At 64.3% G+C, this 16,385-nt stretch carries 15 protein-coding genes; 10 read left to right on the top strand and 5 right to left on the bottom strand.

Annotated features, from left to right (window positions below):
• The first annotated feature begins 209 nt into the window (after positions 1-209).
• The 7 genes from XH80_RS14400 (at position 210) to XH80_RS14370 (ending at position 7,152) form a co-directional block, all read left to right on the top strand.
• Positions 210-956: a transglutaminase-like cysteine peptidase gene (locus XH80_RS14400; protein WP_271599124.1), complete on the top strand. Its 747-nt coding sequence runs from the start codon at positions 210-212 to the stop codon at positions 954-956.
• A gap of 226 nt (positions 957-1,182) precedes the next feature.
• Positions 1,183-1,932, top strand: a complete 750-nt coding sequence (locus XH80_RS14395; protein ID WP_271599188.1) for an ABC transporter ATP-binding protein — start codon at positions 1,183-1,185, stop codon at positions 1,930-1,932.
• Complete coding sequence (locus XH80_RS14390; RefSeq protein ID WP_271599123.1) at positions 1,929-3,455, top strand: permease; 1,527 nt, start codon at positions 1,929-1,931, stop codon at positions 3,453-3,455. Before XH80_RS14395 ends, XH80_RS14390 begins: the two co-directional genes overlap by 4 nt.
• 107 nt (positions 3,456-3,562) lie before the next feature.
• The gene (locus tag XH80_RS14385) at positions 3,563-4,378 is read left to right on the top strand and encodes an MBL fold metallo-hydrolase (RefSeq protein WP_271599122.1); all 816 of its coding nucleotides are present in this window, start codon (positions 3,563-3,565) and stop codon (positions 4,376-4,378) included.
• A 69-nt stretch (positions 4,379-4,447) separates the two neighbouring features.
• A complete protein-coding gene (locus XH80_RS14380; RefSeq protein WP_271599121.1) occupies positions 4,448-5,392 on the top strand; it encodes an EamA family transporter in 945 nt (314 codons plus the stop codon).
• Positions 5,393-5,466: 74 nt separating this feature from the next.
• Complete coding sequence (locus XH80_RS14375) at positions 5,467-5,988, top strand: hypothetical protein (protein WP_271599120.1); 522 nt, start codon at positions 5,467-5,469, stop codon at positions 5,986-5,988.
• 111 nt (positions 5,989-6,099) lie between these two features.
• Positions 6,100-7,152: an amidohydrolase family protein gene (locus XH80_RS14370; RefSeq protein ID WP_271599119.1), complete on the top strand. Its 1,053-nt coding sequence runs from the start codon at positions 6,100-6,102 to the stop codon at positions 7,150-7,152.
• Between the two features lie 80 nt (positions 7,153-7,232).
• Here the strand turns inward: XH80_RS14370 and XH80_RS14365 are convergent, their stop codons facing one another.
• Positions 7,233-7,688 (bottom strand): cupin domain-containing protein, encoded by a 456-nt coding sequence (locus XH80_RS14365; protein ID WP_271599118.1) that lies wholly within the window; start codon positions 7,686-7,688, stop codon positions 7,233-7,235.
• A 233-nt stretch (positions 7,689-7,921) separates the two neighbouring features.
• Between XH80_RS14365 and XH80_RS14360 the strand changes: the two genes are divergently transcribed.
• Entirely contained in the window at positions 7,922-8,476 is a 555-nt protein-coding gene (locus tag XH80_RS14360; protein ID WP_271599117.1) for a hypothetical protein, read from the top strand.
• Positions 8,477-8,557: 81 nt separating this feature from the next.
• Here the strand turns inward: XH80_RS14360 and XH80_RS14355 are convergent, their stop codons facing one another.
• Both XH80_RS14355 and pcaB read right to left on the bottom strand, forming a co-directional pair.
• A complete protein-coding gene (locus XH80_RS14355) occupies positions 8,558-9,814 on the bottom strand; it encodes an aminopeptidase (RefSeq protein WP_271599116.1) in 1,257 nt (418 codons plus the stop codon).
• Between the two features lie 112 nt (positions 9,815-9,926).
• Positions 9,927-11,288 (bottom strand): 3-carboxy-cis,cis-muconate cycloisomerase, encoded by a 1,362-nt coding sequence (gene pcaB, locus XH80_RS14350; protein ID WP_271599115.1) that lies wholly within the window; start codon positions 11,286-11,288, stop codon positions 9,927-9,929.
• 308 nt (positions 11,289-11,596) lie between these two features.
• On the opposite strand from pcaB, the gene XH80_RS14345 reads away from it, so the two are divergent.
• Positions 11,597-13,156, top strand: a complete 1,560-nt coding sequence (locus XH80_RS14345) for a winged helix-turn-helix domain-containing tetratricopeptide repeat protein (RefSeq protein ID WP_271599114.1) — start codon at positions 11,597-11,599, stop codon at positions 13,154-13,156.
• Between the two features lie 51 nt (positions 13,157-13,207).
• Here XH80_RS14345 and XH80_RS14340 read toward each other — a convergent pair whose 3' ends face one another.
• Together XH80_RS14340 and mddA are read right to left on the bottom strand one after the other, a co-directional pair.
• Positions 13,208-13,630: a GFA family protein gene (locus XH80_RS14340; RefSeq protein ID WP_271599113.1), complete on the bottom strand. Its 423-nt coding sequence runs from the start codon at positions 13,628-13,630 to the stop codon at positions 13,208-13,210.
• A gap of 101 nt (positions 13,631-13,731) precedes the next feature.
• Complete coding sequence (gene mddA, locus XH80_RS14335; protein WP_271599112.1) at positions 13,732-14,520, bottom strand: methanethiol S-methyltransferase; 789 nt, start codon at positions 14,518-14,520, stop codon at positions 13,732-13,734.
• 134 nt (positions 14,521-14,654) lie between these two features.
• Here mddA and XH80_RS14330 point away from each other — a divergent pair, with 134 nt between their 5' ends.
• On the top strand, positions 14,655-16,205 hold the full coding sequence (locus tag XH80_RS14330; protein WP_271599111.1) for a winged helix-turn-helix domain-containing tetratricopeptide repeat protein: 1,551 nt from the start codon (positions 14,655-14,657) through the stop codon (positions 16,203-16,205).
• Positions 16,206-16,385 lie beyond the last annotated feature (180 nt).

Genomic DNA, 16,385 nt, shown 5'->3' with positions numbered 1-16,385 from the left:
GATTTCGCGGCGGCGTCTCTCGTTGCCCGGGCCTGTAAGATTTTACGGAGTCCGAGAAGGAGCGGTTGAGCGTGCTCCCCGCCAGTCGGCCCCCTGCCGCGCGCGTTAAGCAGAACAAAACGCCCCGTCTCGCACCATCTTCGCGAAAGCAACAAAGCCCGGCGCGTCCAGGTCAAGAGGGACCCGTCGAAGCCGGACAGGGATGTCAGATGAAGACCGCTGCTCGCTCGCGCGCCTGGCGCGCTATCCTTATGCTGTGCGGATTGATCCTGCTCGGATCGGCCGCCGATCTTCGCGCAGCCAATTTGCTGTCGCCGGGCGCGGGCGCGCTCATACGCAAATCAGCCGAGCCGTTCGGCGTGTTCGCCTTCGCCATTTCGAGCGGAGGCATGCGGCAGAAATGGCTTGGACTGAAGGAGAAGCTCGACGACGACATGGTGCAGCTCGTGCTGTGCGACGGCGATCGCGACAATTGCGCTTCGCCCGCGGCGCTGAAGCTGCTCGCCATCGTCGACGAGGCCCGCACCCGCGACGGCCGCGCGCGGCTCGGCGAGACCAACCGCGCCATCAACCTCGCCATCCACGCCGAGAGTGACGGCGCCGAAGATATCTGGAGCTCGCCGCTGGAGACCTTCCAGCGCGGCGCCGGCGATTGCGAGGATTACGCCATCGCCAAGCTGGCCGCGTTGCGGCTTGCCGGCGTCGCCGCCGAGGACCTCCGCCTCGTCGTGGTGCGCGATATCAGGAGCGGCGAAGGCCATGCCATTGCCTCCGCAAGGCTCGACGGCCACTGGCTGATGCTGGACAACCGCCGCATGACGATGGTCGAGGATGACGACGCGCGCAACTATCAGCCGCTGTTCGTGCTCTATCAGTCCGCCGTGCTGAGATATGTCGGCGAGCCCGTGCGGCTCGCGGGCGTCGACAGCCAGCACGTCTCGACCGAGGCACATTGATCCAGCTCGCAGTCCGGTAACTACATCCAAGGCCTGCCCGCTCAAGGTGACCGAGGAAGGTGCAGCGATCCTGCGGGATCCGGTAGGCCCTCTTTACGGACCGCTGCCGCGCTCCCATTTGCAGATGACCTCGCAAGTGACCGCATTTGCGGCAGCGCGATTCAGGAGGCCGAAACATGTTCGGGTCATGGTCGCGACCGATGCAGAACCTGTTGGTATGACCGTCATGAAGCCGGACAGCTCGGCGCTCGAAGTCCGAGGGTTAACGAAGCGTTTTGACCGCTTGGCGGTCGACAACCTCGATCTCACCATTCATGCCGGCGAATTCTATGCGCTGGTCGGCCCTAACGGTGCCGGCAAGACCACCACGTTGCGCATGGTCGCGGGCCTGCTCAGGCCCGATGAGGGCGGCGTTTCGATCTTCGGCATTGATGCGCTCGCGAATCCCGTCGCGGCCAAGCAGGTGATGGCATGGGTCTCGGACGAGCCGATGATCTATGACAAGCTCACACCGCTTGAGTACCTCGAATTCGTCGCCGGCCTCTGGGGCATTGCGCCTTCAGCGTCGAAACCGGTCGCCGAGGAGCTGGTGAGCTCGCTCGGGCTTGAGCCGCACCGGCACGAGCGCTGCGAAGGTTTCTCCAAGGGCATGCGCCAGAAGGTGGCGCTTGCCGGCGCACTGGTGCACGATCCCCGCCTCATCATTCTCGACGAGCCGCTGACGGGCCTCGACGCCGTCTCGGCCCGCAATGTGAAGGGGCTGCTCGGGATGCGCGTCCGGGCCGGCTGCACCGTGATCATGACGACGCATATTCTCGAGGTCGCCGAGCGCATGGCCGACCGCATCGGCGTGATTGCCGCGGGCCGTCTCGTCGCGGAGGGCACGCTGACCGAGCTGCGCCAGCAGAACGGCCATGCCGACACCAGTCTCGAAGATCTCTTCATCGCCCTGGTGACGCTGCAGGACGCGGCATGAGCTCGGCGACCGCGCTCTCCTGGTTTGCCCGTCACGAGCTCCGCCTCGCCTGGCGCGAATGGTTCGCCATGATGACCGGTGGCCGGCGCCGGCGCGCCCGCGCCGCCATGATCGGGCTGTTGTTCTTCGCCGCACTGCTGCATGTCCCGGCCTGGGCGGTGATCGGCCGCTTCGCCAATCTGCAATTGCCGCTCGACAAATCCTCGCTGATCGTGATCTCGGCGACGATCTTCCTCGCCTGGACCCTGATGGTCTCGCAGGCGATCGAATCGGTGACGCGGGTGTTTTACGCCCGCGCCGATCTCGATCTCATCATGTCCTCGCCGGCAACGCTCGCCAATCTGTTCTCGGTGCGCATCGCCGCAATCGCACTCACCGTCACGATGATGGCGCTGCTGTTCTCGACGCCGTTCATCGACGTGCTGTTGATCGGTGGCGGTGTGCGCTGGCTTGCCGCCTTCGGCGTGGTCATCGCGATGGGCCTGTCGGCCGCGGCGATCGCGATCGCCGTCACGATTCTCCTGTTCCGCCTGATCGGCCCGGCGCGAACGCGCTTCGTCGCCCAGATCCTGGCTGCGATCATCGGTGCGGGCTTCGTGATCGCGCTCCAGGTCGCGGCGATCGTCTCCTACGGCACGCTGTCGCGCTTCACCATCCTGACCTCAGGCGCCCTCGCCGCCCACGCGCCCGACATCGACAGTATCTGGTGGTGGCCGGCGCGAGCCACCATGGGCGATGTCAAGGCGCTGCTGCTGCTTCTCGCGCTGGGGCTGATGTTGCTCGGATGCGTGATGACGATCTTCTCGGGCCGCTTCGCCGACACCGCAATCGACGCTGCCGCTTACGGCACGTCCGGCCGCAAGCGCGCGAAGGAACGTCCGTTCCGCGGCGGCTCGCGGCAACAGGCGCTGCGGCGCAAGGAGTTCGTGCTGCTCTGTCGCGATCCCTGGCTGATCTCGCAGACCCTGATGCAGCTGCTCTATCTGGTGCCGCCGGCGCTGTTGCTCTGGCGTAGCTTTGGCGACAGCTCCGCGGCGCTGACGCTGATCACGCCCGTGATCGTGATGGCCGCGGGTCAGCTCGCCGGCGGGCTCGCCTGGCTGACGATCTCGGGCGAGGACGCGCCGGACCTGGTCGCGACCGCGCCGCTGACGCCCTCAAGCGTCATCCGCGCCAAGATCGAAGTGGTGCTGATCGCGATCGCAATCATCTTCTGCCCGCTGGTGGCCGCGCTGGTTTTTGCTTCACCATTCCAGGCGGCCATCACGGCCACCATGATCATCATCGGCGCGGCCTCCGCCACCGCGATCCAGCTCTGGTTCCGGGTCCAGGCCCGGCGCAGCCAGTTCCGTCGCCGCCAGACCTCGTCGCGGCTTGCGACCTTTGCCGAAGCCTTCTCCTCGATCGGCTGGGCCGCCACCGCCGCGCTGCTGCTGACGCTGCCGACCGCCGGCATCGTCAGCGGCCTGATCACCGCGGGCCTGGTGGCGATGACCTGGAAGTTCAGTCCGAGGCGCGATTAAAGGCAGGGGCTGACGGTGCGACACTGACGCGCTGTTGATTGCGTCCTGTTGGCGACCCGCTGCGTTGCACGCTAGACTTTCCCCCGAGGTCATCGGGGATGCATTTCATGCGGCGACTTATTTCGGCGGCGATTGCGCTGTTGAGCGCGTGTCTCTCACCGGCCCTGGCCCAGCAGCCGCCTCAGCGCAGCGAATGCCTGGCGATGGCGAATGCTGCGCCCCGCGCCTTACCCGTCGCTTTCAGGCAGGCCGCCGCCGCGCCTGAGGTCGAGATCACCTATGCCGGTCACTCCACCTATTTCATCGACACGCCGGGCGGCGTGCGCATCGCGACCGATTACAGCGGCGCATATCAAGTGGGCCGGCTGCCCGATGTCGTCACCATGAACCGGGCGCACAGCACCCACTATTCGCTCAATCCGGACAAGCGCATTCCCCACGTGCTGCATGGCTGGGGCGAGGACGGCAAGCCGGCGGTCATTTCGGAGCGCATCGGCGATAGCTTCATCCGCAACGTCACGACCGACATCCGCCGCTATTTCGGCGACGATTCCGGCATCAACATGATCCGCGACGGCAATTCGATCTTCATCTTCGAGGTCGCGGGCCTGTGCATCGGGCACCTCGGCCATCTCCACCACAAGCTGGACGACAGCCATTTTGCGCAGATCGGCCGGCTCGACATCGTGATGGTGCCGATCGACGGCACCTACACCATGTCGCTCGATGGCGTTTCGGAGATCACCAAGCGGCTGCGTGCCTCGGTGGTGTTGCCGATGCACCGCTTCGCCACCCCGCTCGACGAGTTCATGCAACGCATCGGCCGGCAATTCGAGATCGACCGCCGCCCCGAGCGCTCCTTGCGGATCTCACGGGATACGCTGCCGACGACGCCGACGGTGATCATCCTCGACGGGGTCTGAGGCCGACACCGGAACGCATGACCCCGCTCCGACTTGGTTGCGTCGAGATCATCCTCGATCGGAGCAATCATGAGCAGAAGGTTCCTGGTCATCGGCGCGTTTGGCGCCATCTATTTGCTTTGGGGTTCCACCTATTTCGCCATCACGTTGGGATTGAAATCGATCCCGCCGTTCTTGCTGATGGCGCTTCGCTCGTTCTGCGGCGGCATCGTGTTGCTGGCCATGAGCGGCAGGCAGGTCGCGACTGTGCCGTTGCGGACGTGGATCAATGCGAGTCTGTGCGGGCTGCTCTTTTTCGTGGGCTGCCATGGCGTGCTCGCCTTCGCGCAGCAGTCGGTTCCTTCCGGCGTGGCGGCGATCGTGCTCGCCACAATCCCGTTCTGGATCCTGTTGATCGACGTCCTGTTTCCCGACGATCAGCGACCAAGGCCCCTTGCTCTGCTCGCACTAGTACCGGGCTTCTTCGGCGTTGGACTCGTCGCATGGCAGCACGTCGAGCAGGCCGGCATCGGCATGCTTCCCATCGTCGGGCTGCTGCTTGCGGCGCTGTCGTGGTCAACAGGGACGGTTCTGTCCCGACGCATGTCGAGCCAGGCGTCCGCCATTCTGCTGTCGGGGATGCAGCTTTCGGTCGGAGGCATGGTGTTGTTCGCAATCAGCTGGCTGTCGGGCGAGATCGGCGGCTTCAGACCGGGCGACGTCTCGCCGACGTCGCTTGCGGCCGCGCTTTGGCTGATCATCTCGGGCAGCGTGATCGGATTCGTTGCCTACAACTGGCTATTGGAGAATGTCTCGACCTCGCTGGTATCGACCTACACGTTCGTCAATCCTGTCATCGCCGTGCTGCTCGGCACTCTCGTGCTCGGCGAGCCGTTCTCTCGCATGATGCTGCTTGGCGCGGGGCTCGTCATTATCTCGGTGATCGTCATCTGGTGCGCGGAACGCCCAGAGAGTCATCCGACGAGCGACAAGGCTGGCCGGGGCGTCGGAGATCTGTCCTTGCACAAGACCTGAGCCATCGACGGCAATTTTCTCCAAGTCGGTTCTCGGCCGGTCGTGCTGATCTCCCTGGCCAACAGGAGATCGACATGACCGGCCTTGCCAGATTATTGCACGCGGATGGTCCCAACCCCGAACACGCGGCGGCGCTTCAGCTCTATGGCCGCTTCGTCGGCGATTGGGACGCCGAGATCACGGCCCACGGCGCTGATGGAACGGAGCACACCGCGCCCGGCGAGATCCATTTCGGCTGGGTGCTGGAAGGACGGGCCGTGCAGGATGTCTGGATCATTCCCCGTCGCGCTGATGGCCCCGCCTTTCCGATCGCCGGCAATTGGTACGGCACGACGCTGCGGATCTACGATCCCACCATTTCCGCGTGGCGGATTTCCTGGTTCGATCCCGGACGCCGTGTATTCCGACAGCAGATCGGCCGCCCGCGCGGCGAAGACATCGTGCAGGAGGGCACGACCGAAGCCGGTGACCTGACGCGCTGGAGTTTTACCGAGATCACCACGGACTCCTTCCACTGGCTCGGCGAGGTCAAGCCCGCGGCGGAGGCCGATTGGCGGCTGGTGGTCGATGTAAGGGCGAGGCGGCGCAAGGGCTGAGCGGAACATTGCTGCGCTCGCCACGGAGGGCGCGCTTGCACAAGCCGCGCTGCCGCGCAGTCAAATGAGGTGGTAGGCTCCCGTCACAAAAACATGAGGGAGCGAATGTCGATGGCTGCAAGCGGTCTGCCCGCCAACACCAGCGGGCTCTTCGTCGAACCGCGCGAGGACTGGCTCGCGCAGCATCAGGAAGAGATCATCGATCCCGCCAGGCCGATCGTCGATCCGCATCATCATCTCTGGAATCGCGGCCATCGCTACCTGATCGAGGAGATGGCCGCCGACATCTCTTCCGGCCACAACATCATCGCCACCGTCTATGTCGATTGCCGCTCGATGTACCGCGCGTACGGGCCCGAGGCGTTCCGACCCGTCGGCGAGGTCGAGTTCGCCAACGGCGTCGCGGCGATGAGCGCGAGCGGCGGTTACGGCAGGGCGGCGATCTGCGCCGGCATCGTCAGCCATGTGAACCTGCTGCTCGGCGATGCGGCAAGGCCCGTGCTGGAGGCGGAGATCGCCGCCGGCAATGGCCGCTTCCGCGGTATCAGGCATTCGTCCGCCTGGGACCAGGACCCGGTCGTCGCCGGCATGTATGCGAACCGGCCGAAGGGATTGTTGCAGGATCCGGCCTTCCGCAGGGGCTTTGCCTGCCTTGCGCCGCTTGGCCTCAGCTTCGATGCCTGGCTGTTTCATCCGCAGATCGGCGAGCTCACCGAGCTGGCGCGCGCCTTCCCCGACACCAGGATCGTGCTCGACCATTGCGGCGGCCCGGCCGGCGTCGGCCGCTTTGCCGGACGGCGTGAAGAGGTGTTTCCAGAGTGGCGCGCTTCGATCCGGGAGATCGCCCGTTGCGAGAACGTGGTGGTGAAGCTTGGCGGGCTCGCGATGTGCCTGCTCGGCTACGACTTCCATCTGCGCGAGAGGCCGCCGTCATCGGAAGAGCTTGCCGCGGCGTGGAAGCCTTATGTCGAGACCTGCATTGAGGCGTTCGGGCCGACGCGCGCGATGTTCGAAAGCAATTTCCCGCCCGATAAAGGCCAGTGCAGCTACCAAGTGATCTTCAACGCTTTCAAGCGCATTGCGGCACCGATGAGCGAGGCGGAAAAGACGGCGCTGTTCTCGCGGACCGCGACCGACTTTTACCGGCTCGAACTGCCGTCATGACGCGAAAGAGGGGCCGGGATGTTGGTCCCGTCCCCTCTTCCGTCGTGGTCGCTGGGAAGCGTCCTTGAATTTGATGAAGACTAGCCGGCACCCATGAGCGTCGCCGGACGGCGTTCGACGGGCGAGAGGAACATGCGCTTGAGCTTGTTGACGACGCGGATCATGAAGCCGATGACGGCCGGGTTGGTCTTGCGGCAGAAGGCGATCTTCTTGACGTGACCCTCGACATGCCATTTGGCATGCGCGCCGTCGCGGAAGAAGATGACGTCGCCGACGCCATAGCGCTTCGGCGGCAAGCCATCGCTTTCGAGCACGATCGATCCTTCCAGGATCATGATCGTCTCGTCGAAATCATAGTACCAATTGAAGCGGCCTTCGGTGCAGGACCAGATGATGGTCGAGGAGGTGCCATCCGAGCTGGTCGAGAGGATGTGCGAGCGCGACACCGGGTTGCCTTCGATGATCCAGGCCGGCTCGATCGGCCGCAGCTCGAGATCGACATTGCAACTACCAATTTCAATCGATGCCTGCGACATCCGTTTCCCCAGGTACAATATGATTAACCGGGTTTAATCCCGGATTGTTTCGAAAGATGATGGGAACGCTAGTCCCCGGTTTTTAATTCTTCCTTACGCTTGGCACCGACAATCCACCGCAAGTTGCAGACGCAAACCTGTTAACGCCGGGATTCCCCTGCAAATTCGCGCACATGAACCGGTCTTTTGCGGGGTGCGACAAAATGCGCGGAAAGACCGAAAAGGAGCCCATGATGCCCCTGACCCCGGAGGTTCTGACAGCCCAAGGCGAGGTCGTCGCCTGGCTCGAGAGCCTTGATGTCTCATTCGCACCAGACGAAGAGCTCTGGTTCAACATCGACGGCATCGAAAGCCCCCGGCAGATCGGCAGTGACGCCTCAGGCGGCGCCTTCGTGCTGCTGCCGTCGCAACATGTGCTCTACGTCTCATCGGACGGTCGCGCGGGTATCATCGCCGAGAGCTTCGAGGCGTTCATCCAGCTCGTCGTTGCCCGCCCCTATTGGCTCGACATCCTCAAATTCTCCGCCGGCGGCGATCTCCAGCAGATGCGGCGCGCGGCGGATGCGCTCGAGGCGACACTCGAGGACGAGGACGACGTCAACGAGGCGAGAGAGGAAATCCGGGCGCGCCTCGGCCTGCCGGAGGCCGACGATCCGGTCGGCGCGCTCTACGAGGCGGTCGCGGCGTCCGACGCCATCGTGCGTGCCACCGACGGCAGCCCGTTCACGACATTGTTCAACCGCTTCAGCATCGACAACAACCCGATGCTGCGCAACGCGGCGGCGTGAGGCAAATCATTAGAGTTTGATTTCAGGCGAGATCCCGCCGCGATGTTCACCTCTCCCCGACGGGGAGAGGTGTAGAAACCTTTACTTCGCCCACTCGCCCTTGCGGAATACCGGCACCTTGCTGCCGTCGGCCAGGATGCCGTCGATGTCGGTCTCGGCCGAGCCGATCATCCAGTCGATATGGATCAGGCTCTGATTGCCGCCTTGCGCGGCGATCTGCTGCGGCGTCAGTTGGGCGCCATTGATGAAGCACTTCGAATAGCATTGGCCGAGCGCGATGTGGGATGCTGCGTTCTCGTCGAACAGCGTGTTGTAGAACAACAGGCCGCTCTGCGAGATCGGCGAGGAATGCGGCACCAGCGCCACTTCGCCGAGCCGGCGCGCGCCCTCATCGGTGTCGAGCACCTTGTTCAGCACCTCCGCGCCGCGTGAAGCCTTGGCATCGACGATCTTGCCATCCTCGAAGCGCACCGCGATGTTGTCGATCAACGTGCCCTGGTAGGACAGCGGCTTCGAGCTCATGACATGGCCATAGACCCGCCGGCAATGCGGCGTGGTGAAGACCTCTTCGGTTGGAATGTTGGCATTGCAGCTGATGCCGTTCTTGGACAGCGAGGCGCCGCCTTCCCATTCGTGGCCATCGGCGAGACCGATGGTGAGGTCGGTGCCGGGACCGGAATATTGCAGCGCGCGAAAACGCTGGCCGTTGAGCCAGTTGGTGCGCTCGCGCAGCACCGCATTGTGGCTCGCCCAATTCGCAATGGCGTCCTCGCGATCGACGCGGGACGCCGCGAAGATCGCATCCGCGAGCTTGCCGATCGCAACCTCTTCGGGATCATTGGGGAAGACCTGCTTCGCCCAGGACGGGCTCGGATAGGCGATGATATTCCAGTTGGTGTCGAAATTGACGATCTTTTCCAGCGCCGGCTGATAGGCCATGGAATTGGCCTTGCTGGCGCGCGCGACCTTGGAAGGATCCTCCCCCGACAACAGCATCGGATTGTCGCCGACGATGGCGAGCCGCGCGGTGTTGTCCGAGAACGCCTTCGCCATGCCCTCGTAGAGCCAGTTGGCGGCGCGATCAAAGCTGTTGTCCTGGCCGTAGCGGTAGCGCGCCAGCGTCATCTCTTCGTCGGAGAGGATCGGCGTCACGATACCGGCACCGGCCTTGTAGGCGTGGACGGCGATGCGCCGCACCAGCGGCAGCGCGATCGCAGGCGCCGTCAGAAGAAGATCCTGTCCCGGCCGCAAGCCCAGTCCCACCTTCACCGCCACCTCGGCCAACCGGTCGAGTTTCACGGGATCGATGGACGTGGCGGAATTGCGTTGATCGGTCATGCCGGGCCCTCTGTCGGAATCTACAGTTCAATCTAAGTCTAGCATCACGAGACACAAGTGTGCGAGCGCCTTGCGAAGCCTGAAAGATACGCAGTTTCACGCATCTTGGTTTTCAACGCGTTGCCGATCTCAGCACCCGATCGACCATTTCAGGCGCAAGGCCGAGGTAATTTTTCGGTGAAGTGAGGGCCTCGATTGTGGCACGATCGATCCTGACGGAGACGCGGGGATCGGACGACAGCGCGTCCGCAAGGGTCAGACCCTTCTCATTGGCCAGCCGGCAGGCATCGTAGACCACGTCATGCGCCTCCTGCCGTCCCATCTGCGGCGCCAACCCCATCATGGCCGCTTCGGCCACAATCAGACCGCGACTAAGGGCGAGATTGTCGTTCATCCTGGCCTCGTCCACGATGAGGCCGGCGAGCGCGAACTTCGCCTGGTGCAGGGCGCCTGCGGTGAGCACAAAGCCTTCGGGGATCGCCATCCATTCGGCGTGCCAGGGACCTGTGGCGCGTTCGAAATCCTGCACCATGGCATCCAGCATCAGGCCCGCCTGCTGGCGCACGGCCTTGCTTGCTGCCAGCATCAGCTCCGACGAGATCGGGTTGCGCTTCTGCGGCATGGTCGAGGAGGCGCCGCGCCCCTTGACGAAGGGCTCGTAGACCTCGGCGAACTCGGTCGAGGCCATGATCATGATATCGAGCGCGATCTTGCCGAGCGAGCCGGTGACCAGCGCGAGGAAATTCACCGCTTCCGCAAAACCGTCGCGGGCGACGTGCCAGGTCGAGGCGGGAACACCGAGCTTGAGCTCGGCGCAGAGCGCCTCCTGCACCTCGAACCCCTTGGCGCCGAGCGAGGCCAGCGTGCCGGCCGCGCCGGCGAACTGGCCGACCAGCACGCGCGGCTTCAGTTGAACGAGACGTTCGGCATGGCGGTCGAACATCGCAAGCCAGATCGCGGTCTTGTAGCCGAAGGTCACCGGCAGCGCCTGCTGGAGATGGGTGCGGCCAGCCATCGGCGTGTCGCGATGGCGCTGCGAGAGGTCCGCGAGGATCCTTCGCAGCTCGGCGATATCGCGCTCGATGATCTCCAATCCGGCGCGCAGCTGCAGCACCACGGCGGTGTCCATGATGTCCTGCGTGGTCGCGCCCCAATGCACGTAACGGCCGGCCTCGCCGCACTGCTTCACCATCTGATGCACCAGAGGCAGGATCGGATAGCCGACGATGTCGGTCTCCTGCCGCAACAGATCGAAGTCGAGCGCCGTGACGTCGGTCCGCGCCGCGATCTGGTCGGCGGCAGCTTGCGGGATCACGCCGCATCGCGCCTCCGCCTTGGCCAGCGCCACCTCGACCTCGGCGTAACGCGCGACGAGCGCGACGTCGGAAAATACCTCACGCATCGCAGGCGTGCCGAAGGCATCGCGGAACAGCATGGAATCGAGCACGGTGGTCGAGGCGGGAAAAGCGGGCATGGGCGTTTCTTTGCAGCTGTCGTTGTGAGTGAGAGGTAGCTTACGCGGCCGGCGGTGCCCGGCAATGGACATTCACGGTTTGACATGCACCAGAGCCGGGCCGGCGAAGCCGGGAGACGATCTCGAGATTGTGCGCCGCCGCCTCGATCACCTCTCGTTCAAGCTGTATTCCTCCGCGCAAATGGCATAGCAGCCATCCGATGTCGCGGTGAACCTGATCGACCTCCCGGCCGACTCACAGGCTTCAAGTCGAAATCCATTTTGATTCATCATTGCCCTGAAGTCGCCGCGAGGTCCGAGTTTTCGACGTGCAGTTTCTGTTCCGGGACCATCTTCTCGACACCGACTTGCGCGAACTGAGCCGCGAGCAGGTCCCCGTTGCCGTGGAACCGCAGGTTTTCGATCTCGTGGTCCACCTCATGGAGAACCGCGACCGGGTCGTCAGCAAGGACGAGCTGATCGACAAGATCTGGCACGGCCGCAGCGTCTCCGAATCGACCTTGACGAGCCGGATCAATGCCGCGCGCAAGGCGATCGGCGACACCGGGGCGAACCAGGCGCTGATCCGCACCATTGCGCGAAAGGGCTTTCGCTTCGTCGGCAGCGTCGAGACCAAGTCCAGAGGCGCGACGGTGGAATCGCGCGGCAGCGTCACGCCGTCGCACGCGGCTCCTGCGCTGCCCGATCGCCCCGCGATCGCCGTGCTGCCCTTCACCAATATGAGCGACGACCGCGAGCAGGACTATTTCTCCGACGGCATCAGCGAAGACATCATCACCGCGCTGTCGAAACTACGCTGGTTCTTCGTCGTCGCCCGCAACTCGTCCTTCGTCTACAAGGGCCGGTCCGTGCATCTCGACGAGATCGCGCGCGAGCTCGGCGTGCGTTACGTGGTCGAGGGCAGCGTGCGGCGAAGCGGTGGCCGCGTCCGCATCTCCGCCCAGCTCAACGACGTCTCGACCGGCGGTCATCTCTGGGCCGAGCGCTACGACCGCGAGCTTGCCGACATCTTTGCCGTGCAGGACGAGATCACCGACGCCATCGTCGCCGCGATCGAGCCGCAGCTTTACGCCGCGGAAAATTTTCGCGCGCAGCAGAAGCCGCCGGGCAGCCTCGATGCCTGGGACTTCGTGATGCGCGCGCTGTCGCATTACTGGCGCGTCACGCGCGAGGACAATGCATCGGCGCAGAGGCTGCTCGAGCAGGCGATCGCGATCGACCCGGCCTATGGCAAGGCGCTGGGCCTGCTCGCGACCAGCCACATTTTTGGTGCGCATATGGGTTGGGCCGATATGGCCGCGACCGTGCCGGTCGCCGAACGCGCGGCGCTTGCCGCGGTAGAGGCCGATCGCGAGGACGCCTTTGCCCATCTCGGCCTCGCCTATACTTATCTGTTCCGCCGCCGCTTCGACGACGCGCTGGCCGAGTTCGAGCTTGCCTTGCGGCTCAATCCGAACTGCGCGATGGCGCACGCCTTCTACGGCGTGACGCTGTGCTACGCGGGACGATGGCAGGACGGCGATGCGGCCGCGCGCCGCGCGCTGCGGCTGAGCCCGCGCGATCCGCTCGCGGCGACCTATTGCGGTGTCGCCGCCTATGCCCAGTTCATCGGCCGCAACTACGAGGGCGCCATGCAGATGGCGCGGGAATCAATGCGACAGCGGGCCGATTTCGTCGGCGCGCACCGCGTGCTGACGGCCGCCGCCGGCATGTCAGGCGATCCCCTCCTGGCCGCCGCTGCGCTGGAAGGATTGCACCGCGCCCAGCCCGGCATCTCGCTCGCCTGGATCACGCGGGAGCTGCCGATGCTGCGCGAAGAGGACCGCGCGCATTATCTCGAAGGTTTTCGGCGCGCGGGGATGAGGTAGCGAAGATCTCTCCCCGCTTGCGGGGGAGATCTAGCGTGAGGCGGGAGCGCCCTACTCCTGCATCATCTCGCCGCTGCCGCCGAACTCAGCGGGAAAATCCTTCAGCTTGGGCAGGCCGTCGCGCATCGGCAGCACCGTCTCGGAATAGTTGACGTGGACGCCGGGAGCAAAGGCGAGCGTCGGGACAGTTGCCGTGAACACGTCGATCAAATCGAGCGGCGGGTGATTGGTCATCAGATGCCCGCCGCACTTCCTGCAATATTTGCGCTGGCTGAGCGGGGTCTTGGCGAAGGTCTCGACATTCTGTGCGCCTTCGGTGATGCGCACGGCTTCGGGCTTCCACAGGCTGAAGGCGTTCACCGGCCCGCCCGACCAGGAGCGGCAGGAGCGGCAATGGCAATAGCCCATCGCGGCCGGCTCGCCCGTGACCTCGATGGTGACCGCGCCGCAGAAGCAGTGTCCGACATGTTTCATCTTGGTTCTCCTGAGATGGATTGGGATAGAAATTCTTGGCTTACAAATGAACCGCTGCCACGCATCCTCCGTTCGGCGGACACGTGGCAGAGGACGCACGGCTAAACCGACCGGCGCCAGGGAATAAGCATCGACACCCGTTGTTTGTACTGCCGGTATTCGTCGCCGAAGAGGTCGACGAGATCGTGCTCCTCCAGCGCGATGCCGACGAAGATGTAGGCCGTGGTCACGGCTGCGAACAGCAGATGGCCAGCAGTCATGGTCGGTGCCGCCCAGAAGGCGATGATGAAGCCGAGATAGATCGGATGACGGACGAATTTGTAGAACAGCGGCGTCTTGAATCGCGGCGGCTCCACCTCCTTGCCGACGAGATGATTGGTCACCTGATGCAGTCCGAACAATTCGAAATGATTGATGACGAAGGTCGAGGCGAACACCAGCGCCCAGCCCGCGAAGGACAGCGTGACCAGCGTCACGGCAAGATCGGGGCTTGCGACGTCCCATACGACCGACGGCAACGGACGCCACAGCCAGAACAGCAGGAGCAATGACAGGCTCGCGAGCAGCACATAGGTCGAGCGCTCGACCGGCTTGGGGACGAATTGCGTCCACCACGCCTTGAAGCGCGGGCGCGCCATCACGCTGTGTTGAACGGCGAACAGCATCATCAGCACGAGATTGATGATCACTGCTTCGGCGGTCGGCGTATCGGTACCGGTGTCGATGGTCTTCGGCACCACCAGCCCCATCACAAAGCCGATGGCATAGAGAATGGTGACGAAAAACACGGCATACGCCGCAATTCCGTAAAGAAAGGCGATGAACTTGAAAATGCGTGAGCCCGCAATCTCCGGGCCGATGGAATGAACCTGATGATCGAGTTGGGTCATAGAAAGCTCCGTTGTGCCGAGGCATCGGCACTGTTTGGTCTCTGCACCATGCCGGACCGGACTGCGGAAGACTTTCGCGGAGGGTTGATTTTCGCCTGAGACGACTTTGATTTTTGCTTGAGACGACCAAAAACGTGCGATTTTTCTTTGAAAACAACGTGCTCGACGGCGACCTGCGCGAACTGACCTGCGCAGGGACGACCGTGCCGTTGCAGCCGCAGGTGTTTGACCTCTTGCTTTACCTCGTTGCGGAGCGCGCCCGCGTCGTCAGCAAGGATGACCTAATCAGCCAGATCTGGAGCGACCGCATCGTCTCGGATTCGGCGCTGAACAGCCGGATCAACGCCGCACGCAGGGCGCTCGGCGACGACGGCGCGACGCAGCGGCTGATCAAGACGATTCCGCGGAAGGGCTTTCGTTTCGTCGGCGATGTCCGGGAAGAAGTGGTAACCAGGCCCGTACCGGCCGAGGCAGGGCCAGTTTCCCCGCGCGTCGCGACCGACCGTCCGGGCATCGCCGTCCTCGCCTTCGAGAACATGAGCGGCGATCCCGCCCAGGACTATTTCGGCGACGGCATCAGCGAGGACATCCTCACCGCGCTGTCGAAGCAGCGCTGGTTCATCGTGATCGCCCGCAACTCGTCTTTCACCTACAAGGGGCGTGCGGTCCACATCAAGCAGATCGCCGAGGAGCTCGGCGTCCGTTACATCGTCGAGGGCAGCGTGCGCAAAGTGGACAACCGCGTGCGTATCACCGCGCAGCTCAACGACGCCAGCAGCGGCGGTCATCTCTGGGCCGAGCGCTACGACCGCGAGCTGGTCGACGTGTTCGCCGTGCAGGACGAGATCACCGAGCGAATCGTCGCGGCGATCGAGCCGCAGATCCACGCCGCGGAGAATTTTCGCACGCAGCGCAAGCCGCCAGCGAGCCTGGATGCCTGGGACCTGCTGATGCAGGCGCTCTCGCACTACTGGCGGATCACGCCGCAGGACCACGCCGCGGCGCAAAAGCTGCTCGAGCGCGCGCTCGCTATCGATCCTGATTACGGCCAGGCGCTGGCGGTGCTGGCGGCAAGCCACATGTTCGGCGTGCATCTCGGCTGGGCGGAGCTTGCCGCGACGGCGCCGATCGCGGAGAACGCCGCGCTCGCGGCGATGCGCTGCGACCATGAGAATGCCTGGGCCCATGCCGCGCTCGGCAGCGTCTGCTTCTCGACCCGGCGGCTGGCGGACGCGCTCTGCGAGTTCGAACAGGCGCTCGCGCTCAATCCCAACTTCTCGCTCGCGCAAGGCTACTACGCGCTTGCGCTGTCCTATGCAGGGCGATCCTCCGACTCGTTCGAGGCGGCGCAGAAGGCGATCAGGCTCTCACCGCGCGATCCATCGCTGGCGATCTATTACGGCATTGCCGGCTATGCGCGCTTCACCGAGCAGCGCTATGACGAGGCCATTGCACTGGCGCGCGAAGCGATCCGCCACCGGGGTGAACTTACCGGCGCCTATCGCGTGCTCGCGGTCTCCGCCGGCATGACCGGCGACAGCGCGCTGGCGGCCATGGCGCTGGGCGAGCTCCGCCGCACCCAGCCCAATATCTCACTGGACTGGATCGCGACGCAGCTGCCCTGGGCCAACGATGCCGACCGCCAGCACTATCTGGAAGGATTTCGGCGCGCGGGACTGAGGTGACCAAGGCAAGGCTCCCGACGCGAATATCAGGACGCGCTGTACATTTTTTGTGCTGACACTGTCGAGACTTTCATCTTGCGGCGGGGAACGGGACCGTGGGAGCCTCGCGCCCGGATGGGGACTGGGAAGGCCGGCCGTCGCTTGGTGCGCGAAGATGTCGCGAAGCGTTTGCGGCCGGTC

Origin of the sequence: Bradyrhizobium sp. CCBAU 45384, from assembly GCF_028128665.1 — a bacterium.
Classification (GTDB): domain Bacteria; phylum Pseudomonadota; class Alphaproteobacteria; order Rhizobiales; family Xanthobacteraceae; genus Bradyrhizobium; species Bradyrhizobium manausense.
This window is presented reverse-complemented; position numbering and strand designations above follow the sequence as displayed.